The sequence below is a fragment of the Micromonospora sp. RTGN7 genome (assembly GCF_033804645.1).
Classification (GTDB): Bacteria; Actinomycetota; Actinomycetes; order Mycobacteriales; family Micromonosporaceae; genus Micromonospora.
The window spans coordinates 1-20,656 of record NZ_JAPZLF010000037.1 but is presented as its reverse complement, the minus strand read 5'-3'; the positions used below and the strand labels follow the sequence as shown (position 1 = coordinate 20,656).

Sequence of the window (20,656 nt, the reverse complement as noted above, 5' to 3'; positions counted from 1 at the left end):
GGCCCCCCCCGGTGGGGCGGCGCAGGCCGCCGCCGGCGGGCCTCGTGCCCCCGGCCGCGCGCCCGCTGGCGGGGGGCCCGGGGCCCGCCGGCGCCCGGGCCGGGCCCCCCCCGCGCCGTGCTGTCGTCCGGTCAGCCGCCGAGGCTCGCGGCGCCCGCGGCGATCGCGGAGGCAAAATAGCTCACCTGGGTGTAGACGCCCGGGTAGTTGGGGCGGGCACAGCCGTTGCCCCAGCTGACGATTCCGACCTGGACCCAGGCGTTGTTGGCGTCGCGGCGGAACATCGGGCCGCCCGAGTCACCCTGGCAGGTGTCCGTGCCACCGCTGGCGTAGCCGGCGCAGATCTCCTCGGCCGGGATGATGTCACCGCCGTAGTTGGAACTGCAGACGGAGTCGCTGACGAACGGCACGGTGGCCTTGAGCAGGTAGCGCTGCTGCGCGCCGCCCTCGCGCGCCGCACCCCAGCCGGCGAGGGTGAACGTGCCGCTGTCGTACGCGCTGGTGGTGGCGATCGGCAGGGTCGCCTGGGTGGTGACCGGGGTGGCCAGCCGGATCAGCGCCCAGTCCTTGCCGGAGCCGTTGTAGCCCGGGGCGCGGTAGACGTAGTTCGACTTGACGGTGATCCGGCTGCTCGACTGGAGGTCGACCGCGCCGAGGGTGGCGGTGATGCTGGTGTTGGTGCCGGTGGCGCCCACGCAGTGGGCAGCGGTGAGCACCAGCCGAGGGCTGTAGAGCGCCCCGCCGCAGCCCATCGAGAGCCGCACCATGAACGGGAACTCGCCCTGGGCGGCCCGGGTGCCACCGACGACGTTCGGGGTCATCGCGCCGTCGGACGGCGCGGCGACGGCGGGTGCGGTGAGGGTGAGGCTGCCCGCGGTCACCGCGGCCAACGCGGTGGCCAACAGGCCGGTGAGGGTGCGCCAGCGAACCATGTAGTTCCTCCGCATCAGGACCGGCGCACCGGGTGGGCGCACCGCGTTCGGGATGACGGAATTCTATTGATGATTCTCGATTTGTGGCCCTCCTCTCCGGGTCATACGACGGCGGTATCCTCGCCACCGGCCCGCGACATCCGCCGCCCGCCGCGCCCCGGCGCCTGCCCCGCGGACCTCGCTCACCCGGCACCGAAGCAGACGAACGCCGCCGCCGTGGCCGAAGCCGAACCGTCACCGTCGGCGACGAACGCGGCCTGGGCGTCGGCGAGGGCCTGCGCCGGCCGGACGCCGGCCCGCATCCGCCGGTGCAGGTCGAGCATGAGGGCGGTGGTGAGATCGGCCGGCACCGGCAGCACGGTGGCGACCAGGCACCTGGTGCCCAGGGACAGCAGCACCGCGGTGAAGCCCAGCACCTCGTCGCCGGGGCGCACGCCGGAGAGCCCGGAGTCGCACGCGGAGAGCACCACGCAGCCCGGCGGGCGGGGCAGCCGTTCCAGCTCGTACGCGAGCAACGGCCCGTCGGCCAACTCCAGTCGGGAGAAGAGCGGGTTGTCGGCCCGGAACGTACCGTGCGCGGCGATGTGGGCCAGTCGGGCCCCGTCCAACGCGGCGGTCAACGCCTCGGCGGTGGTGTCCGCCCCGGCCAGCAGCCGCGAGCCGGGCAGCTCGCCGGCGAGCAGGCGAACCTCGGTGCGGGCGGCCGGCAGGCGCGGACCGGCCGCCAGCACCGGCGGGCCGGATGGCGCCGCACCGCCGTCCGCGCGCAGCCAGACGCTGGCCGACGGGGCCACCGTCACCGGCCGCCCGGCACAGGTCGGCAGGCCGGACCACGGCACCGCGTGCAGCGCACCGATCGGGACGATCACCAAAGAGCGGTCGGCCAGCCGTCGGCGCAGCGGGTCGAACAGCTGCCGGTCCAGGGCCGCCGCCGCGTGCTTGGCCCCCGCCCGGGCGGCGGGCGTGTCGCCGGTGGTGACCAGCCGGCGCAGGCCGAAGCGGTGCCGCCGGGCCTGGCCCACCGCCTCGGCGAGCGGACCGAGGTCGTGCAGGCTGGCCCGGCCGTCGCGCACCAGCACCGCCCGCAGCCGGTCACCGTGCGCCACCAGTTCCACCAGCACCCGCGGGCCGAGCCGGGCGGCGAGCGCCGCGACGCCCGGCGGAGACGCCACGTCGCCTCCGCCGGGCACCCGCCGGGCAAGGTCCCGGATGCGCCCCTCCAGCCGGGCCTGCCGGCCCCGCAACGCCTGATTCGGCCGGCCCGCGAGCAGCGCGTCCTCCGACAGGCTGCTGACCAGGCGGAGCTCGCTGAGCGCCGCGACCAGGTGCGGGTCCTCCGGCGGCAGGGCCGGACGGGTACGCACCGCGGTGGCCCGCCACCGCTCCGCCCAGGCGAGCACCCGGGCCGGGGCGCCGGAGCGGACCGCGATGTCGAGGCCCTCGGCGGCCAACTCCTGCCCGTACGCGCCGCTGTGCGCCCGCAGCTCGGTGGCCCCGAGCGAGGCCCGGTGGCTGTCCAGCACGGCCAGCCCGCGCCGCAGCGCCCGGGCGGCGGCGCGGTCGTCTCCGGCGAGCCGACGCGCCAGGGCCAGCGCGTACCACCCCTGGGCCCGGCTCGGCGCGGTGCCCCGTTGGCGGGCGCGGGCCGCCGTGGCCAGCAGGGTCGCCGCGCGGTCGGCACGGCCGAGCGCGGCGGCCAGCCGACCGGCGTCGATCCGAGTGGTCAGCGCCGGGCCGGGCCAGCCCGTGGCGTCGAGCCGGTCGGCGGTACGCACCAGCGCGGTGAGCAGCCCCGTCGAGCGGGTGCCCCGGCGGAACTCGGCGCGCAGCGCGACGTGCCGGGCGAAGGCGGCCCAGGTGCGGCGGCCCTGACGGTCGAACCGGACCCGCGCCCGGGCGGCGGCGTCGATGGCGGTGTCCAGGTCGCCGGCGAGCAGCGCGGCGCGGGCCTGGGCCAGCAGCGCCTCGGCGAGGTCGGAGGCCATGCCCCGGCGGCGCAGCTCCCGCACGGCAACGCCGGCGACCTCGACCGCCTCATCGATCAGGGGCACCGACAGCAGCAGCTCGACCCGGTCCAGCAGCAGCGCCGGCCGGGGCACCGAGAGGCGGTGGTACTCCTGCTCGACGTCCGCGAAGCGGCGCAGCGCCCCGACGGTGTCGCCGCGCTGGCCCGCCGCGATGCCCAGGTTCCAGCGGGCGTCGGCGGCGGCGAGCTCCAGCCCGAGTCGCTGGAAGATCGCCGCCGACCGGGCGAGGTCGTCGTCGCGGCCCCGGCCGGCGCCCCGATGGGCGTTGAGTAGGCCGCGGTTATTGCGGGCCCGGGCCTCCAACAGCGGATCGCCCTCACGCTGGGCGATCTCGACCGCGAGGGAGTAGTCGCGCACCGCCTCCTCGTACCGGCCGCGGTAGTGCAGCACCACGCCCCGCTGCATTCGGGCCCGCCCGGCGTCGGCCCCGGTGAGCGGGGGCAGGGCGGCGGTCACCGCGCGCAGGGCCGCGCCGGTGCGGCCGGCGTTGGCCAGCACGTAGCCGAGGCTCATCCGGGCCAGCGCCCGGGTGCGGGGCGTCGCGGCGACCCGCACCGCCCGGCGCAGGTGACGCAGCGCGCCGGGTAGGTCGTTGAGCTCCCGCAGGGCCAGGCCGACGGCCCGTTCAGCGGTGGAGCGCTCGTCGCCGGTGACGGCGCCGCCTGCGGCGAGCACCCGAGACGCGAGGGCGATCGCCTCACGGGGATAGCGCTGCACGGCGTCGAGCGCGGTCTGGGCCGCTCCGGCACCGGAACCGGCGCTGTCGGCCATGTCGGACAGCGTTCCCGATGAACCGGTCAGCGTCAATACGGAAGGGGCGAGTGGGAATTCCATGGCCCGGAGTGACGATTTCACGTCATTGACATTCAACAATGGTTTGACAGAATCGACCCCACCCGGTAAGTGCGGTGGCGACCGCACCGGAGACCACCATCCATCGCGCCGCCCGCAACCGCTTGGAGGACCGGTGCCGCCTGACCTCCCCCGCACCCCGCCGTCGACCGGCCGGCTGTCCCGTCGGCGGCTGCTGGCACTCGGCGCACTCGCTGCGGCGGTGCCCCTGGGCAGCTCGCTGCGACCGGCCGCCGCCGCCGGCGACACCGGCGACGACGACGCGTACCAGCGCGCCTTCTCCGACGCCCTGGCCGCCGACCCGAACGTCCGCCGGCACACCGTCGCGGGCCGGGAGTTCCTCTACCGCCCCCGGCAGCTCCTCGCGGCCGATGCCGACGCCCAGCGGGTCACCACCTGGCTGCGCTCACGCGGGCACACGGTGACCCTGGGCGCCGGCTTCGCCGGGGTCGCCCGGCTGCTGTTCGCCAGGGAGACCGACGTCCCCGCGGTGGTGACGGCGCTGCGCGACCCCAAGCAGTGGCCGGGCCAGCCCGTTGCGGCGGTGCAGCCGCACCATGTGCTGCTGGGCCTGGGCAACATCATGGGCAACCCGGGCGGCCCGCCTCAGGCGGCCGCCGCGCTGGCACCGCCCGCCCCGGCCCGGCTCGGCGAGGGCGCCGGCGTGACCGTCGGCATCTGCGACACCGGCATCTGGCAGCAGGCCGGCACGTACCACCCCCAGTGGCTCGGCGGCAGCTACCTCCCGGAGTCGGACGACGAGGACGCGCTCTACGTCTCCGGGGTCGTGCTGGCCGCACAGGGCGGCCACGGCACCTTCGTCGCCGGGGTCATCCGGCAGGCCGCGCCGGGCGTCAGGGTCGACCCGGAGCAGGCGCTGAATCCGACCGGCGTCGGCGACGAGGCGATGCTGGTGGCCGCCATGTCCCGCCTCGCGCCACAGGTGTCCATCGTCAACCTGTCCCTGGGCGGCTTCACCCAGGACGACCTGCCGCCGCTGCCCCTGGTCAACGCCGTGGCCGCGCTGCCCGCACAGACCGCCGTGGTGGCCGCCGCGGGCAACGCCGGCACCAGCCGGCCCGCCTGGCCGGCCGCCCTGGGCCGGGTGCTGGCGGTGGCCGCCGTCAGCCGCGCCGGCACGGGCGTGGTGCCGGCGCCGTACAGCGGCTACGGCCCATGGGTCGACGCCTGCGCCGTCGGCGAACGCGACAGCACGTACGTCGAGGGGCAACTGCCGCTGCCGGGGCGGCCGACCCGGGTGTTCCACGGCTTCGCCGCCTGGGCAGGCAGCTCGTTCGCCACGGCGCACGTCTCCGGTAGGCTCGCCGCCATGATGACCGCCGGGGGCCTGAGCGCCGACGCGGCACGGCTGGCCCTGCTCTCGAACCCCCGCTGGCACCCGAACTACGGCGTGCTGGTCGCATGAGCGCGACGAGCCACTCAGGGAAGGCGCCCCGGTGACAGACCGGACCGCGACCGCCCTGGTGGCCGCCGCCGTCGTCGGGGACGAGGCGGCGTGGGCCGAGCTGGTCCGCCGCTACGCCCCGCTGGTGGCGTCCGTGATCCGGGCCCACGGGATGAGCCGCGCCGACGCCTCCGACGTCAACCAGACCGTTTGGCTGCGCCTGGTGGAACGACTGGACCAGGTGCGGGACCCGGAGGCGCTGGCCGCCTGGCTGTCCACCACCACCCGGCGGGAGTGCTACCGGCTGTCCCGCCTCGACCGGCGCAGCCGGCCCGTCGATCCTTACGACGACGCCCTCGACACCTGCCACGGGCCGCTGGTGGAGGCACCTGCGCCGGACGAGGAGCTGCTGCGGGCCGAGCGGCGCAAGGCGCTGTGGGAGGGCTTCGCCCAGCTCCCGCCCCGCTGCCAGGAGCTGCTGGCCCTGCTGACCGCCGACCCGCCGGTCAGTTACCGGGAGGTCGGCGAGCGGCTGGGCATGCCGATGGGCAGCATCGGCCCAACTCAGGCCCGCTGCCTGCGCAGGCTGCGCAACTGCCCGGTGCTCGTCCCGTTCCTCGGGGCACGCCGCGGAGTCGAGACGAACGGGGGTGAACGCGATGGTGCCGTGGCCGCCGGTCGATGACGACGCCCTGACCGTCGAACTGGGGGCGGCCCTCTGGAACGCCGGGCCGGTTCCGGAGGAGTTCCTGACCGCCGCGCGCGCGGCGTTCGCCTGGCGGACCATGGACGCCGAGCTGGCGGTCGCCGAGCTGACGTTCGACTCGGCGTGCGACGCCGAACCGGCCGGCCTCACCCGGTCGGGCGGCTCGGCGCGGACGCTGTCGTTCCGCAATGGCCAGGTGGTGCTGGAGATCGAGGTGACCGAGGCCGGCATCGTCGGCCAGGTCTCCCCGCCCCGGGGCGGCCGGGTAACGGCCCGGACGGCCACCGGTTCGTACGACGAGTCACCGGTCGACGAGGTGGGCTTCTTCTCGCTGGCCGCTCCCCCGTCCGGCCCGGTCCGGCTCTCCGCCCGCGCCGACGGGTACGCGGTAGCCACCGAGTGGGTCAGCCTGAGCTGACGAGGCCGGATGGGGTCCGGTGCCGTGCCGATGAGGGCCGACGGTCCTCAGCTCCCCGAGCCGCCACCTCGGGCTCGGGGAGCCGTCCTGCGGTCAGACCGAGTTCAGGTCGCGCCAGGCGACATTGTTGTTGTAACGGACGTTGATCAAGGTGTCCGTGGTCCACATCGACACCGGGTCGTTCGGTGACTCCCATACGGCCAGCAGGGAGAAGTGGCCGGGGCCCGGCACTGCGGTCCACGGGACGACCACCGACGTGACGCCCGGGGGGACGGTGAGCGACAGCGTCGCGACCCATGTCCAGCCAACCGGCCAGACCAGGCTGCCCCCCGGGGTGCTGCGGTAGAACCGCAGCACCCCACTGTCGACGCCCGACCCGTACGGCCCGGGGTTGCGCAGCTTGACGTGGATGTGGTTCGTCGCGCCGGCGACCGGGTTGATGCTGGTCGAGCACTCCACCGCCGTCGGGCAGATCTTGATGTCGGGGCTGGCCCAGACCGGGCTGAGCGAGTGCGGCTGGAGACCGACGTCGCTGGCGACGTCCCGCATCCAGACGTCGGTGGGGGACATGACTCGGTCCGGCTTCGCGTCCAGCGGGGCAGCTATGGCCGCAGTGGCTGCGGTGGCCGCGGTGGCGCCCAGCAGGCTGGCCAGGGCGGTGCCGGTGAGCAGGGCCAACGCCGCGCGGCGGGCGCGGCTACCCAGGATTGCCATGACAACTGTCTCCCATCGCCGGGGGCCGGCCCGGGGTCCCGCGCCGGAATCGTCCTGGCTTCAGGAGCCGCCCGATCGCCCGGCGATACCGTCGGGGGCACCGCCCCGTTGTCAGATGGCGCCAGGCCGGATCAATCAGGCACAGACCACGGTCAGATTCCTTCCCGCGACGGGCGAGTTGGTGGGCTAGCGGGTAAGAACTCCCGGTCGGGTTGCGGGTGCGGGACCTGGTCGGCGTGGGCTCAGAGCGTCGCGGCCCCTTCGAGCTCGCCTCGTCCGCCGACCCAGGTGGTGCCCTCGTCCGTCCGGGTTGCCCGCGGAGGCTTCCCCGCTCCGGCCGCCCTCGGTGGCGTCCGCAACGCCGAAAGGGGTGCCGCCGGCCGCTACCGGCGAGGGCGGGGCCGCGGCAGGGGCGAGCCGGCGTCGTCCTCGGCATGGTTCATCACCGCGGCGCGGCCCGGCGTGTAGCCGTACTCCCGGACGAAGGCGGAGATGAAGGCGGACGGGCTGGCGTACCCGATGCGGCGGGCGACCTCGCTGACCGGTCGGGTCCGCATCAGCGTCAGCGACGCGCGCAGGCGCAGCCTGGTCCGCCACTGTGAGTACGACATGCCGAACTCGCGGGTGAAGTCGCGTTGCAGCGTCTTGACGCTGACGTGCAGCCGCTCGGCCCATTCGTCGAGGCGGGTGGGATCGCCGGGGTCGTTCGCCAGCGCCATGGCCACGGTCACCGCGACGCCCGGGCCACCGGACCCGCGGTCATCGGCCCGCTCGGACCGGGGGCTCAGCCCGGCCATGATCCGCCTTCGGGCCTCGGGCGCCTCGCGCTCGTCGTACTTCGGGTCGGCGAGCGCCAGGACGAGGCGCGTCGCCTCGGCGTCGATGCCGACGGCGCCGGCGCGCAGGCCGTCGAGGGCGGCGGGCACCTCGCGCAGGCAGATCCGGTAGAGGGTCTGCCGGTCCGCCGCGTGCACCTCGTGGGTCACCGCCCGGTGGACCCAGAAGGCCTCGTCCGGGCCGATGAAGGTGGTGTCCTGGCCGTGTCGGGCGGAGAGCATGCCCTCGGGCGACCAGTAGAGCTGGTGCAGAAAGTCCTGCCGGTTCTCGCCGTACGCCAGGCGGGCCGCCGAGCGGTATCTCAGGACGAGGATGCCGTCGGGGCGACCGAGCCCGTAGCCGAACTCCGCACAGCTGACGGGATCCGCCGCGAGCGGGGCCGCAACGGTCACGCTCTGACCTCTCCTCGACATGGGTTGACCTCCCGTCGACACGCCGAAAACAAAAGTAAGGCTAACCTAATCTCCGCAGCCCAGTGGGGTTGCCACCCCTGTAGTCCCGCAAAGGAACAGTAGATGTCCGTACGACAGCACTGGCGTCCGGCCGTCGCCGCAGCCCTGGCACTCGCCGTGGTGACCGGTTGCGGCTCCGACGGCTCCGAATCCGCCGCCACCTCCGACGGCGGCTCCGCAACCCGCGTCTTCTCCGCCGACAACGGCGAGATCACCATTCCCGTCGCGCCCACCCGCGTGGTCGCCACCGGCTATGCGGTGCCGGTCCTCATCGAGGCGGACGCCGCCCTGGTGGGGATCTCCAGTTGGAAGCGCGGCCTGGCGATGATGACCGAGCAGGACCGCGCCACCTACGACGGACTGCCCAAGGTGGCGGGCGAGGCGGCCGCCGAGACCAACTACGAGGCCATCGCCGCCGCCAAGCCGGACCTCATCGTGATCGGTGTGCCGAAGCCGGTCCTCGCCGACGTCGACATGAAGCGGCTGGAGAGCATCGCGCCCGTCGTCGCCGTCGGCCCGACGGTTCCGGACGCCTGGCGCGAGCTGTCCCGCCGCCAGGCCGACGCCGCCGGCCGCACCGAGCACTTCCAGGCAACCAAGGACGCGTACGAGAAGAAGGCGGGAGAGCTGAAGGCCACGTACGGCGCCGCGCTCGCCGGCCTCAAGTTCGGACACGTGGGTGCCTCCGGGGACATCTCCAAGGGCACGTTCCACCGCGAGTTCGCCAAGTCGTGGGGCACCAACATCGCGCAGGACGTCGGCGTGACCTACTACGGCGAGGTCAAGAAGAAGGGCGGCGGCGGACTCGACGTGACCGAGTTCCCCTCGCTCGAGGAACTGCCGGAGAGCCTCGGCGAGGCCGCCGCCATCACGTACTCCCTGCAGCCCGACGGCACGCCGGCCGAGGCGGTACGGCAGGTGCTCGACTCCGCGCTGTGGAAGAACCTGCCGGCGGTCAAGGCCGGCCGGGTCTTTCCGCTGCGGTACACGGAGGCGGCGACGTACGAGTCGGCCCTGACGACCCTCGACGCGATCGACAAGGCGTTCGCGCCGCTGCTCGGCCGATGACCGTGGACCGGCGCGATCCGGCCGCCCGGGTCGCGGCCCACCAGCGCGCGGGAAGCGGCACCGCGCGGATCGCGTACCCGATCGGGGCGCGCAGCGTCCGGGTCCTCGCCCGGCAGCAGCTGACCCCACGGATGCTGCGCCTGACCCTCGGCGGCCCGGCCCTCGCCGGTTTCCACACCTACCAGGCGGACGACCACGTCAAGATCGTCTTTCCCGACCCGGACGGCACCCGTCGCGACCCGGTGCCGAACGCGCACGGGACGCTCGACTGGCCGCGCCCGCTGCCCACCACCCGCAAGTACACGGTGCGACGGTACGACGCCGCCGCCGGTGAGATCGACCTGGACGTCGTGCTGCACGACGGCGGCGTCGCCTCGACCTGGGCGGCCACGGCGGCGGTGGGCGACGAGGTCACGATCGCCGGACCGCCCGGCGCGAAGGCGTTCCCACACCACTACGACCACTACGTCTTCGCGGTCGACACCACCGCCCTGCCGGCCGTCGGCCGGTGGCTCGAGCAGTCGCCGGCCGACGTGTCGGCCCACGTCGTGGTCGAGATCGACGACGCCGCGGAGCAGGGTTACCCGCTGGCGTCACGCGACCGGGTGATGGTGACCTGGCTCGCCCGCGAGGGCACCTCGTCCACGCTCGCGGAGGCGGTGCGGTCGCTGCGGCTGCCGGCCGGGCGGGTCTTCCTCTTCGCGGCCGGCGAGGCCACCGACGTCAAGCCGCTGCGTGCCTGGAGCGGAGAACGCGTCGACTCGCTGGTCACCGGCTACTGGAAGCGCGGAGTTGCCGGGCTTGAAGACTGACCGGTCCCGCCGGGTGATCCTGCTGCTCGGGTCCGTCGCGCTGCTCGTCGTCGCGGCGGGCGCGAGCCTGGCCGTGGGCGCCCGGGCCGTCGCGGTGGTCGAGGTCTGGCGGGCCCTCACCGACCCCGCCGGCACCGCCGACCACCTCGTGGTACGCGACATCCGGCTGCCCCGCACGATCCTCGGCGTCTGCGTCGGCGCCGCCCTCGGCGCGGCCGGCGTGCTGATCCAGACGCTGACCCGCAATCCGCTGGCCGAGCCGGGCATCCTCGGTGTGACCGCCGGGGCCGGCTTCGCGATCAACCTGGGTGTCCTGGCAGGGGTCGCCGGGTCACAGTCCGGACAGCTCGTGCTCGCGGTCGCCGGCTCCGCGGTCGCCGCGGTCGTGGTCTACGCCGTCGGACGGACCTCGCCGCTGCGGCTGGTCCTCGCCGGCGTCGCCCTGAGCTGGGTCCTGATGGGCGTCTCGCTCGGCCTGCGGCTGACCTTCCCCGACGTCTTCGACCGGTACCGCTTCTGGTCGGTGGGAACGCTGGCCGGCACCGAGCAGACCCCGTTGCTCGTGCCCGTGCTGGTCATCGCGGCCGCGCTGGTCGCCGCGATGGCCGCGACCGGGCCGCTGAACGCCTTGGCCCTCGGCGAGGACGTCGCCCACGCGCTCGGTGCGCACGTGCCGCGGATCCGGGTCACCGTCCTGGTGCTCGTCACCCTGCTCACCGGCGTCGCCACCGCCGTCGCCGGACCGATCGCGTTCGTCGGTCTGATGGTCCCGCACCTGGCCCGGCGGCTGGCCGTCGACTCGGTTCCGTGGATCATGGCGTATTCGATGCTGCTCGGCCCGGTGCTGCTGCTCGTCGCCGACATCGGTTCCCGGGTGCTGCTGCCCACGGGCGAGGTCCCGGTCGCGATCGTCACGGCGTTCCTGGGCGGCCCGGTGCTGATCTGGGCCGTCCGTCGCTACGGGGCGGCGGCGCTGTGAGCACGCTGACGCTGCGGGCGGGGGCCGTCGTGCTCCGGGTCGAACGGCGTACGGCCGTCGTGTCGGCGGGGCTCGTCACGACTGCGGCGGTCCTCGCCCTGGTGGCCCTCTGCTACGGGCAGACCTGGACCAGCCCCGCGCAGGTGTTCACCGCCCTGGCCTCCGGCGGCGAGTCGGCCTTCGTGATCCGGGAGTGGCGGTTGCCACGGGTGACCGCGGCGCTGGTCTTCGGCGCCTGCCTGGGGCTCGCCGGGGCGATCTTCCAGAATCTGACCCGCAACGCGCTGGGCAGCCCCGATGTGATCGGACTCGACGCGGGCGCCTACACCGGAGCCCTGGTGGCGATCACGATGCTGAACGGTACCGCCGGGCAGCTCGCGGTGGGCTCGGTGACGGGCGGGCTGTTGGCCGCGGCGGTGATCTACCTGCTGTCGTTGGACTCCGGGTTCAGCGGCCTCCGGCTGGTCGTCATCGGGATCGCCGTCAACGCGATGCTGACCGCCCTGAACTCCTGGATCGTGCTGCGGGCCGAGATCGACGTGGCGATGGCCGCGACCGGCTGGAGCGCCGGCTCGCTCAACGGCGTCGACTGGGCCGAGCTCCGGCTGCCGTTCGCCGTCGCCACCTTCTTCGTGCTGCTGCTCGTCGTGATCTCCCACGCCATGCACCAGGCGGCCCTGGGCGACGAGATCGCCCGCACCACCGGCGTACGCCTGGGCCGGCTCCGGCTGCTGATGGTCCTGGCCGGAGTGGGCTGCACCGCCACCGTGACCGCGATCGCCGGGCCGATCGTATTCATCGCCCTCGCCGCTCCTCAGATCGGCCGGCGGCTCGCCCGGGCCGCCGGCGTGCCCCTGGTCCCGGCGGCGCTGACCGGGGCGGTGCTGCTCCTGACCGCCGACCTCGTCGCGCAGTTGCTGCTGGCGCCGGTCGCGCTGCCGGTCGGGGTGGTCACCACGGCGATCGGCGGCTGCTATCTCATCTGGTTGCTCGGCATGGAGGTGAAACGACGGTGAGAAGCCGCCTGACCGCGCAGGACGTCACGCTCGGCTACGGGGAGCGGATGGTGTCGACGGGGGTGAGCCTGGCCGTGCCCGACGGCGCGTTCACGGCCATCGTGGGGCCCAACGCGTGCGGGAAGTCGACGTTGCTCAAGGCGTTCGTCCGACTGCTCACGCCGTCGTCGGGCACCATCAGCCTCGACGGCCGGGACGTTTCCGGCCACCGCCCGAAGCGGTTCGCGCAACAGGTGGGGTTCCTGCCCCAGGGCCTGGTAGCTCCGGAGAACATCGTCGTCCGACGGCTCGTCGCCCGGGGCCGTTACCCGCACCAGTCCCTGTTCACCACCGGGTCGGCCACCGACGAGGAGGCCGTCCGATCGGCCATGGCGGTGGCCGGCGTCACGGAGCTGGCCGAGCGGCCCGTCGAGGAGCTGTCCGGCGGCCAACGGCAACGGGTCTGGATCGCGATGGTGCTGGCGCAGGAGACGCCGTACCTGCTGCTCGACGAGCCCACCACCTTCCTGGACATCACCCACCAGTACGAGTTGCTGGCGCTCTTCGCGCGGCTGCGCGACGAGGGCCGGACGATCGTCGCGGTTCTGCACGACATCAACCAGGCCTGCCGTTTCGCCGACCACATCGTGGCGATGAAGGACGGCCGGGTCGTCGCGCAGGGCGCACCGGCCGACGTGGTGGACGCGGCCCTCATGCAGGAGGTCTTCGGCCTGCCGAGCATCGTGATGGCGAACCCGGTGACCGGCACCCCGATGGTGGTGCCGACCGTATAGCGACGGCCACGACGATGACCAGGATCAGAACAGCTCGCCCGAGCCCTTTCCCGCATCGGTGGGCAGTCGGCCGGCGGTGACAAGCCGCTGGAGCACCTGCTGGTGCGGGAGAGCATGCTGCACCCTGCCGCATACACCGGTGGTGGTCACGGCCATGAACAACGAGTTGAGCAGTGACTCCTCGACCGAGTCCAGGACGGCGGCGAAGAGCGGATCGATCATCCGATCGGGTAGCGGCTGCGACGGTGGCGGTGTCGTGGTGAAGGCGATCGCGTAGTCGCCGCTGCCATGGGTGTACGCCGCACCCACCCGGGACATGGCGAACACGGCCCGGCGGGCGAGCCGGCCGAGCTGACGGGCGTCCACCGGCGCGTCGGTCGCCACGATGATCATGCACGAGTTGCCGGACGGCTCCTCCCGGTCACACTGTGACACCAGTTCGGCAGCGGGCATCGGGACTCCCAGCACGGTGAGGAGCCCGCTGAAGTTCGACTGGACGAGGGTGCCGACAGTATGGCCGGAGCCGTGGACGCTGACCCGTCGCGACGAGGTGCCGATGCCAGCCTTGAAACCCAGGGCTGTCGTGCCGGTGCCCGCGCCGACGCATCCCTCGGCCGGCAGACCGGCCGAGGCACGCTCGACGGCCTCGAGCACGTGCTCCTCGGTCACCGGACGACGGCGAATGTCGGACAGGTGTCCATCGTTGGTCTCCCCGACCAGCGGGTTGAACGACACTCCGGACGGTTCCCGGCCCATCAGGTAGGTGAGCAGGGCGTCTGCGGCACGGAAGACCGACAGGGTCGCCGTCAGCACGATCGGGGACTCCAGGACACCGAGTTCGTCCACCTGCGTGGAGCCGACGAGCTTGCCGTACCCGTTCCCGACGTACACCGCGGCCGGAAGCGCCCGGCACCCGGCGCCGAGCTGGCGCGGCACGACGGCGGTGACGCCGGTGTGCAGGTCGGCGCCATCGTCGATGGTGACGTGACCGACCAGGACGTCGGCCACGTCGGTGATGGCGTTGAGCGGGCCGGTCGGAAACGTACCGACGGTGATGCCGAGGTCCCGTGTCCGGTGTGGTTTCTGGTCCACCGCGCTCCTGTCGTCGTCTTCAGCCCGGCACGCTACCCGCGATTGTCGAGTCGGTGTACCGGCCCGGAGCGGGTTCGCACCGGTTCGACACCGAGCAGCGCCCGGGGAGCCCTGTCCGGGAATCCACCGGACAGCGTAGGTAGCCAGCAGGCTGGAACCGCCTAGTCACCGTCGACCGGGCACCCGACAGGGAGGGCAACATGCACCTGGTCCGACGAGTCCAACCCATCGATGTCGCCTCCGCGCTGACCGCCGTCGCCCGGCCCGCCGGCCCAGCCGAAGCCTGGGCCTGGGCCTACCTGCCGGTGGTTCCGCCACCACCTGCGGGGAGACGGTGCCGGCAGCACGCTGCCGGCACCAGCCCACCTACCCGGTCAGGTCACCCCGCGCCAGGACGGACTCCAGGAGCGAGGTCCATGGTCCCGCGAGACAGCGGCCTAACCCCACACGTAGTGCACGTTGATGGGGATCGGCGACGCCCAGTTGACACACACCCGGGCCGAGACGCCGCCGTTCCACACCGCGACGTTCTGCACGGTGATCTGCGCCGGGCCGATGAACTCGTTGCCCGCGCCGTCGACCTCGGTGGCCGAGACCGTGACGGGGTACCTCGGGGTGACCGGCAGGCCGTTGAGGTTGAGGTTCCAGCAGTTGTTGCGGGCACCCCAGTAGTGGGTGTAGCCACCGGCCATGGCCAGAAAGTCGACGGTGTCGGTGGCGGTGGGCAGCTTCGACTTGCCCGAGGTCTGGCCGGCCGCGGCGGACACCCGCGCGGTCTGGGCGGACCCTTCGCCCTGCGGGACTTCGGCGGACGCGGTGCTGGCCACGAAAACCCCCGGGACCAGAACCGCGGCAGACGCCAACAAGAGCGGCATCTTCATGGAATGCTCCTTCTCCACTCGTCAGGCGCTCACTGGCTGGGCGCTGACAAGAATTGTCGGAGAACAACAGGTCCGTCACATCTAGCCACGGGTCACATCCGCCGGATGCCCCCCGGGGCACAGCCGGCCGGGCGACACCGTCCCGAGGGCACTGACGGGCATTGCCCGTCAGTGCAGTCCGTAACCGCGCACCGACCGGATGTGGCTAGCGTCCGGTCTCCGACTGGCCAGGTCACGCGTCGTGCACCTGCGGATACCTTGACCGGAACAACTCAATGGTGATGGCATTGGAAGGACCGGTCGTGACGCGGAGCGAGGACGGGCCGAGTCAGAAGATCAGCGTGGTGGTCGCCGACGAACAGCCGCTGATGCGAGCCGGCCTCGGAATGCTGCTGACTGTGGAATCGAACATCGAGGTGGTGGCGGAGGCGGCCACCGGAGTCGGGGCCGTGGTCGCCGCGCGCGAATGGTCACCCGAAGTCGCGATCGTCGACGGGCTGATCGTCGACGGGCTCGATGCCACCAGGGAACTGACCGACATGGGCGTCAGCGTGCTGGTCCTGACCGGGCACTGCCTCGACGCGGTGCTGTACGGCGCGTTGCGTGCCGGAGCCACCGGATTGCTGCTCAAGAGCACTGCGCGCAGTGAGCTGGTGCAGGCGATCCGGGCTGTTGCCGCCGGCGACGGCTGGCTCGACCCGGCAGTGACGCGCATGCTGATGCGCGAGTTCGCGTCCCGGGCTGAACCGGGAGCACGCACCCCGCAGGAGCTCAGCCAGCTCACCGGCCGCGAGCGGGAGGTGCTGATCATGGTCGCGCACGGCTTCACCAACCGGGAGATCGCCGAGCGGCTGTTCATCCAGGAGGGCACGGTGAAGGCGCACATCGGCCGGGTACTGACCAAGCTGCGACTGCGCGACCGCGCCCAGGCCGTGGCGGCGGCGTACCAGAACGGGCTGGTCGTGGTGGAGGCCAGACGGTAGCCGTGCGTGGGCGCCCGGTACCCGGTGCTGTGCTCGGCCGCGAACGACCCGCCGCCGACATCACAGCCGACAACTGACGGCCGGCCCGGGGCTCGGGGTCGCGCCGACACCGCTGACGACCGCGAAGAGCGCAGACCAGCGGGAGTCGACCAGCAGCGCGACCACGGCTCCGTCCGACTTCGGCGGACGGTTGAACCCAGCCTCCGATTCCTGCGTAGTGGCTGGGGAGCCAACGCCGGCCTGTCGCCGGTGACGACAACTGGGTATCCGGCAAGGAGCGATGGCCTGCGGGGCGAAACGGGACAGTTCTCCGGCCGAGGGGCTGCGACCGATTCACCTGGACGCGGCAGCGCCAGGCGAACCGGTCCGACCTCGGCGGCCGGGGCCGCCGGCTGGACACCCTCGACCACGTGGTGGCGACCCTCGCGGCGGCCCGCCCCGACGGCGCGGCCGGCCTGCCCACCGGGGCCGCGCAGGGCTGACGCGGCGGTGCTGCGGCGGGCCGGTGGGGCCCGCCGTCACCGCAACCGCCGGCGGCCGGTCAGCCATTGGCGGGCGGTGCGCGTGTTCAGCGACCAGAGCACCCAGACCAACAGGCCGACCCCGACGATCGTGATCGCCCCGAAGAGGCCGAGCGAGGCCGCGGCGAAGAGCCCCGCCAGGGCGTACGCCGGATAGCGGGCCCAGGGGCGGCGGCCGAACAGGCTGAACGCCACGAAGGCACAGGTGACGGCCATGACGGCGAAGAACATGGCGGCGCCGAGCGACCCGTCCTGGGCCAGCAGCCGGTGCGCCGTCGCCAGGGCGAACAGCAGCGCCAGGAACGCGAAGAGGAGCACGGTCACCAGCACGGGACCGGGCATCGGCGGGCGGCGCAGCAGGTATGCGGACCCGCCTGCGCGGGTCGGGCGAAGCACCATGAGACAACGATGGGCTTCTCCCCTCGAGCCGATCGGACACTGTCGGGAAGACGACAGGGTGCCCCGGCCTAAGCTCGCCCCATGGCGAAGTACTACGACGTGCACCCCGACAACCCTCAGTCCAGGACGATCCGCCAGGTGGTCGACCTAATCCGGGGGGACGGGTTGATCGCCTACCCGACGGACTCGTGCTTCGCCCTGGGCTGCCAGCTGGGCAACAAGGAGGGCATGGACCGGATCAGGGAGATCCGCCACCTCGACAGCGGCCACCACTTCACCCTGGTGTGCCGGGACTTCGCGCAGCTCGGCCAGTTCGTCCACCTCAACAACGCCGTGTTCCGCGCCGTCAAGGCGGCCACCCCCGGCAGCTACACGTTCATCCTGCCCGCGACGAAGGAGGTGCCCCGCCGGTTGCTGCACCCGAAGAAGAAGACCGTCGGCGTCCGCATCCCCGAGCACACCGCCGCCCAGGCGCTCCTCACCGAGTTGGGCGAGCCGCTGCTGTCGAGCACCCTGCTGCTGCCCGGCGACGACGAACCGATGACCCAGGGCTGGGAGATCAAGGAACGCCTCGACCACGTCGTCGACGCTGTCGTCGACTCGGGTGAGTGCGGCACCGTGCCGACCACGGTGGTCGACTTCTCCGACGGCGAACCTGAGGTCGTCCGCGTCGGCGCGGGCGACCCGTCCCGCTTCGCGTAGCGGCAACGGTCGCCCCCGCGCGGTGGCGGCCGTTCGGCACAATCGGCCACGCATTCGCTCGAATCACCGATTCCCGGCCGCGCCGGGCAGCCGGACTGCGAGGTCATCCGATGGTGCGACTCATCCTGCCGGTCGTCGCAACGCTGCTGGTGCTGATCGCGGTGCGGTGGTCACAACCGGACGCCCTTCGGGTCGACGGGTTCTGGCCGCTGGTGGCGGTCGCGGTGCTGACGGCGCTCGGCGCGGCCATGACCCTGGGCCTGTCCCGGATCGCCTTCTCCCGGACGGCGCCGTGGGTCCGCGGGTTCCTCGCGACCGCCGTCGCGTTCGTCCTACTGGCCGCGTTCACCGGCGAGCCCGGTCCGGCGGCGGTCGTCGGGGGGATCCTGATGACGCCGGCGGTGCTCTTCTCGCTGCTGCGCGGCGGTGGCCGCGCGCTGCGGGCGGAGCCGTTCCCGCCGGACATCCTCGGCGTGGCCCGGCTCGCGGCACGGTTCGCGGTGCCGGCGTCCTGGTACCTCGCTGCCGTTCAGCTGGTGCCCGGGGTGCAGTCGGCGCAGCGGTGGCCCGGCGTGCTGCTGGGCGGCCTCGTCGCGGTGGGCACCCTCGTCGCGGGCACCACCCTGGCGTGGACCAGGCCGTGGCACGGCTGCGTGACCCCGCTGCCCGTCGAGGGCCGGGTGCTGGCGGCGTACGGCGGGCTGGGGCACCTCGTCGGGATCGGCGACCCGGGTGCCGGCGAGCAGCTGCGGGTGATGGGCTCCGGCGGCGTGCTCGTCGACCTGTCGGGCCTGCTGCCGGAACCGACCCCCGACATGCTCCGCCGCCACCTCGACCGCCTCACCCCGGGCCTGGTGCGGGCCGTCTGCGCGATCGAGACGCCGCGGCGGGTGCTGCTCGCCTCCGCCGGCTACGGCGACGCCGTGCACCTGTGGGACCCCGAGACCGGCCGGGCGGTGCACGCCCTGGCCGGGCACCTGGGCCCGGTCAACGCCCTGTGCGCCGTGCCGGTCGGCGACACCGTCCTGCTCGCCTCCGGCGGGGACGACTGCCGGATCCGGATCTGGGAGCCGGAGACGGGCCGCCAGGTGCGGGTGGTCGGCCGGCAGGTGCGGTGGATCGTCCGGGCGCTGTGCACCGTGCTGGTGGACGGTCGGGTCCTGCTCGCCGCCGGGTACGCCGACGGCACCGTCCGGCTGTGGGACCCGGCCGACGGGCGACTGGTCCGCCACCTGGGCGCCCAGCGGGGCGGCGTCAACGCCGTCGGCGCGGTCACCGTCGGCGGCGCGACCCGGCTCGCCTCGGCGGCCGGCGACGGCACCGTGGTCCTGTGGGACCCCGACAGCGGCGAGCGCCTCGGCTCCTTCGACGACGAGGCCCCCCGCTACGCGCTCTGCGTGGTGGAAATGGACGGCGAGGTGCTCCTCGCCGCGGCCGGGGACGGCGTCGGCGTGACCCTGTGGGACCCGGCGAGCGGGACGCGCCGGGGATCGTTGGGCACCGGGTCGCTGCTGGGCCTGCTGGCCGGCTCGACGGGTTGGATCCGGTCGATGTGCCAGGTCGGCGCCGGTGACGACGCGTTCCTGATGCTCGCCGGTTACGACCGCGCGATCGAGCAGATCCGCCTCCGGCCGGCGCTGCGGTCCCTCGCCGCGCCGGAAGGGGCCTCCTGACCGACCGCCCCGACCCGGTGCCGGATCGGTGGTCGCCGGGCGGACGACGGCACCCCGCCGCCGCCCGGCGACCCCGCGTGGTTCAGAGGGATCCGACGAACTGGCTGACGTGGTAGGCGGTGCTGCGGTTGTCGAGCCCCCTGGTCCACTTCGAGACCATCAGGTGCAGCTCGTTGGCGTTCCTGCCCGACCAGGGGTGGATGAAGCCCCCGTACAGCGCGGGCTCCTGCCACGGGAACACCTGGACCTTCTCGGCGGTCCAGACCTGGTCCGGCCCGGCGGCGGTGCGGGTGACGATGCAGCCGGTGACACAGTTGACGTAGGACATGACCCAGGTGCCGTCGTGCAGCCTGCGCACCGACGGTTCGCCGAACCGGCCGGTGAGGATCGGCGTGCAGGGCCGGCCCCAGCCCCAGTTGCTGCCGTTCCAGCCCCAGCCCTCGTACGACTCGGGGTAGAACAGCCGGTCCCAGCGGACCCGGCGCAGCATCATCGGGCCGTCCTGGCGGCCCGAGCGGACGGAGAAGACGTAGACCCAGTCCCCGTCGCGCTGCATCGTCCACATCTGGAACGGGTCGGTGTTGTTGCCGTTGTTCCACCACTTCAACGAGGTCCGGACGAAGTCGTTGCCGTTGTCGGAGTAGGCCAGGCCGGCGTAGCGCGAGCGCCAGTGCGGGCCGGCGGGCCCGACGGAGTCCCAGTTCTCGATGCTCATGTAGGAGATCAGTTGGCGACCGGTCTCGGGGAAGCTGATCCCGTCGTTGGGGATCACGCTGACCTCCCAGAGGCCGTCGATACCGATCCCGAAGTGGCCGTTGTGCATGAGTTCGGGGGCCCGGCCGTTGCCGGCCACCCGTGCGGCGCTGTCGAAGACGACCCCGCCGGGAGCGCCCGGGTGCACGTTGGAGCGCAGCATCACCGGGGACCGCCAGTCGTTGGGCAGCGGCCCCTCGGGCCACGGGGTGTTGAAGGTGTCGCCGAAGAGGTACCCGATCGAGCCGTTCTCCAGCACGTACGGGATGCCGAGGTCCGTGCCGGCGACCCGCCACCGACTGTTGGTGTCCAGGTCGGCGCCGGTGAGACGCTTCTTCCAGGTGGCGGCCTGGGCCGGGCCGGGAAAGGCCAGGGCCGGCGCGACGGCCGAGGCCGTGGCGACCGCGGCGACCCTGCCGAGGAATGCACGACGGTCCAGTGCCATGTCAGGTCCTTCCCGCCCGGCCGGTCCGGCCGGGCGCGCTCGATGCCTCCCAGGAAAAGACGGCGAGGCGACTCAGGTGGGGGGTGGTTCAGAGGGTGGTTTCTCCGGGGAGGCCGAAGAAGTCGTGCCATTTGGTGGTGGGGGTGAAGGTGGTGCCGGTGGAGAGGGCTACGTGGACGTCGTTGGTGTTGTTTTTGGTGAAGACGATGATGTCGT

Annotated in this window: 19 protein-coding genes; 11 read left to right on the top strand and 8 right to left on the bottom strand. The window is 73.2% G+C overall.

Annotated features, from left to right (window positions below; translation table 11 throughout):
• Window positions 1-131: 131 nt before the first annotated feature.
• Window positions 132-932, bottom strand: a complete 801-nt coding sequence (locus SNR22_RS28805; RefSeq protein WP_320069832.1) for a serine protease — start codon at window positions 930-932, stop codon at window positions 132-134.
• A gap of 182 nt (window positions 933-1,114) precedes the next feature.
• Window positions 1,115-3,730 (bottom strand): CHAT domain-containing tetratricopeptide repeat protein, encoded by a 2,616-nt coding sequence (locus tag SNR22_RS28800; protein ID WP_320069831.1) that lies wholly within the window; start codon window positions 3,728-3,730, stop codon window positions 1,115-1,117.
• 196 nt (window positions 3,731-3,926) lie between these two features.
• On the opposite strand from SNR22_RS28800, the gene SNR22_RS28795 reads away from it, so the two are divergent.
• Genes SNR22_RS28795 through SNR22_RS28785 form a run of 3 tightly spaced genes read left to right on the top strand, consistent with a single transcriptional unit; the run spans window position 3,927 to window position 6,340 of the window.
• On the top strand, window positions 3,927-5,237 hold the full coding sequence (locus SNR22_RS28795) for a S8/S53 family peptidase (RefSeq protein WP_320069830.1): 1,311 nt from the start codon (window positions 3,927-3,929) through the stop codon (window positions 5,235-5,237).
• Between the two features lie 31 nt (window positions 5,238-5,268).
• The gene (locus tag SNR22_RS28790; protein WP_320069829.1) at window positions 5,269-5,901 is read left to right on the top strand and encodes a sigma-70 family RNA polymerase sigma factor; all 633 of its coding nucleotides are present in this window, start codon (window positions 5,269-5,271) and stop codon (window positions 5,899-5,901) included.
• On the top strand, window positions 5,876-6,340 hold the full coding sequence (locus SNR22_RS28785) for a hypothetical protein (RefSeq protein WP_320069828.1): 465 nt from the start codon (window positions 5,876-5,878) through the stop codon (window positions 6,338-6,340). The genes SNR22_RS28790 and SNR22_RS28785 overlap by 26 nt, the downstream gene beginning before the upstream one ends.
• 93 nt (window positions 6,341-6,433) lie before the next feature.
• On the opposite strand, the gene SNR22_RS28780 is transcribed toward SNR22_RS28785, so the two are convergent.
• Together SNR22_RS28780 and SNR22_RS28775 are read right to left on the bottom strand one after the other, a co-directional pair.
• The gene (locus tag SNR22_RS28780) at window positions 6,434-7,054 is read right to left on the bottom strand and encodes a hypothetical protein (protein ID WP_320069827.1); all 621 of its coding nucleotides are present in this window, start codon (window positions 7,052-7,054) and stop codon (window positions 6,434-6,436) included.
• Between the two features lie 383 nt (window positions 7,055-7,437).
• Window positions 7,438-8,283, bottom strand: coding sequence for an AraC family transcriptional regulator (locus SNR22_RS28775; RefSeq protein ID WP_320069826.1), 846 nt, complete (start codon window positions 8,281-8,283; stop codon window positions 7,438-7,440).
• A 123-nt stretch (window positions 8,284-8,406) separates the two neighbouring features.
• Here SNR22_RS28775 and SNR22_RS28770 point away from each other — a divergent pair, with 123 nt between their 5' ends.
• From SNR22_RS28770 to SNR22_RS28750, 5 genes are read left to right on the top strand one after another with little or no spacing between them, the layout of a single operon-like run.
• The gene (locus SNR22_RS28770; RefSeq protein WP_320069825.1) at window positions 8,407-9,411 is read left to right on the top strand and encodes an ABC transporter substrate-binding protein; all 1,005 of its coding nucleotides are present in this window, start codon (window positions 8,407-8,409) and stop codon (window positions 9,409-9,411) included.
• Window positions 9,408-10,223, top strand: coding sequence for a siderophore-interacting protein (locus SNR22_RS28765; RefSeq protein WP_320069824.1), 816 nt, complete (start codon window positions 9,408-9,410; stop codon window positions 10,221-10,223). Before SNR22_RS28770 ends, SNR22_RS28765 begins: the two co-directional genes overlap by 4 nt.
• Window positions 10,213-11,202 (top strand): iron chelate uptake ABC transporter family permease subunit, encoded by a 990-nt coding sequence (locus SNR22_RS28760; RefSeq protein ID WP_320069823.1) that lies wholly within the window; start codon window positions 10,213-10,215, stop codon window positions 11,200-11,202. The genes SNR22_RS28765 and SNR22_RS28760 overlap by 11 nt, the downstream gene beginning before the upstream one ends.
• The gene (locus SNR22_RS28755) at window positions 11,199-12,218 is read left to right on the top strand and encodes a FecCD family ABC transporter permease (RefSeq protein ID WP_320069822.1); all 1,020 of its coding nucleotides are present in this window, start codon (window positions 11,199-11,201) and stop codon (window positions 12,216-12,218) included. Before SNR22_RS28760 ends, SNR22_RS28755 begins: the two co-directional genes overlap by 4 nt.
• Window positions 12,215-12,991: an ABC transporter ATP-binding protein gene (locus SNR22_RS28750; RefSeq protein WP_320069821.1), complete on the top strand. Its 777-nt coding sequence runs from the start codon at window positions 12,215-12,217 to the stop codon at window positions 12,989-12,991. Before SNR22_RS28755 ends, SNR22_RS28750 begins: the two co-directional genes overlap by 4 nt.
• Window positions 12,992-13,015: 24 nt before the next feature.
• Here the strand turns inward: SNR22_RS28750 and SNR22_RS28745 are convergent, their stop codons facing one another.
• Entirely contained in the window at window positions 13,016-14,083 is a 1,068-nt protein-coding gene (locus SNR22_RS28745) for a P1 family peptidase (protein WP_320069820.1), read from the bottom strand.
• A 437-nt stretch (window positions 14,084-14,520) separates the two neighbouring features.
• A complete protein-coding gene (locus SNR22_RS28740) occupies window positions 14,521-14,964 on the bottom strand; it encodes a hypothetical protein (RefSeq protein ID WP_320069819.1) in 444 nt (147 codons plus the stop codon).
• A gap of 302 nt (window positions 14,965-15,266) precedes the next feature.
• On the opposite strand from SNR22_RS28740, the gene SNR22_RS28735 reads away from it, so the two are divergent.
• The gene (locus tag SNR22_RS28735; protein WP_320069818.1) at window positions 15,267-15,947 is read left to right on the top strand and encodes a response regulator transcription factor; all 681 of its coding nucleotides are present in this window, start codon (window positions 15,267-15,269) and stop codon (window positions 15,945-15,947) included.
• A 518-nt stretch (window positions 15,948-16,465) separates the two neighbouring features.
• On the opposite strand, the gene SNR22_RS28730 is transcribed toward SNR22_RS28735, so the two are convergent.
• Entirely contained in the window at window positions 16,466-16,867 is a 402-nt protein-coding gene (locus tag SNR22_RS28730; RefSeq protein WP_320069817.1) for a hypothetical protein, read from the bottom strand.
• An 81-nt stretch (window positions 16,868-16,948) separates the two neighbouring features.
• Between SNR22_RS28730 and SNR22_RS28725 the strand changes: the two genes are divergently transcribed.
• On the top strand, window positions 16,949-17,569 hold the full coding sequence (locus SNR22_RS28725; protein ID WP_320069816.1) for an L-threonylcarbamoyladenylate synthase: 621 nt from the start codon (window positions 16,949-16,951) through the stop codon (window positions 17,567-17,569).
• Between the two features lie 110 nt (window positions 17,570-17,679).
• The gene (locus SNR22_RS28720; protein ID WP_320069815.1) at window positions 17,680-19,242 is read left to right on the top strand and encodes a hypothetical protein; all 1,563 of its coding nucleotides are present in this window, start codon (window positions 17,680-17,682) and stop codon (window positions 19,240-19,242) included.
• A gap of 82 nt (window positions 19,243-19,324) precedes the next feature.
• Here SNR22_RS28720 and SNR22_RS28715 read toward each other — a convergent pair whose 3' ends face one another.
• Window positions 19,325-20,440 (bottom strand): DUF4185 domain-containing protein, encoded by a 1,116-nt coding sequence (locus tag SNR22_RS28715; protein ID WP_320069814.1) that lies wholly within the window; start codon window positions 20,438-20,440, stop codon window positions 19,325-19,327.
• Between the last annotated feature and the right edge of the window lie 216 nt (window positions 20,441-20,656).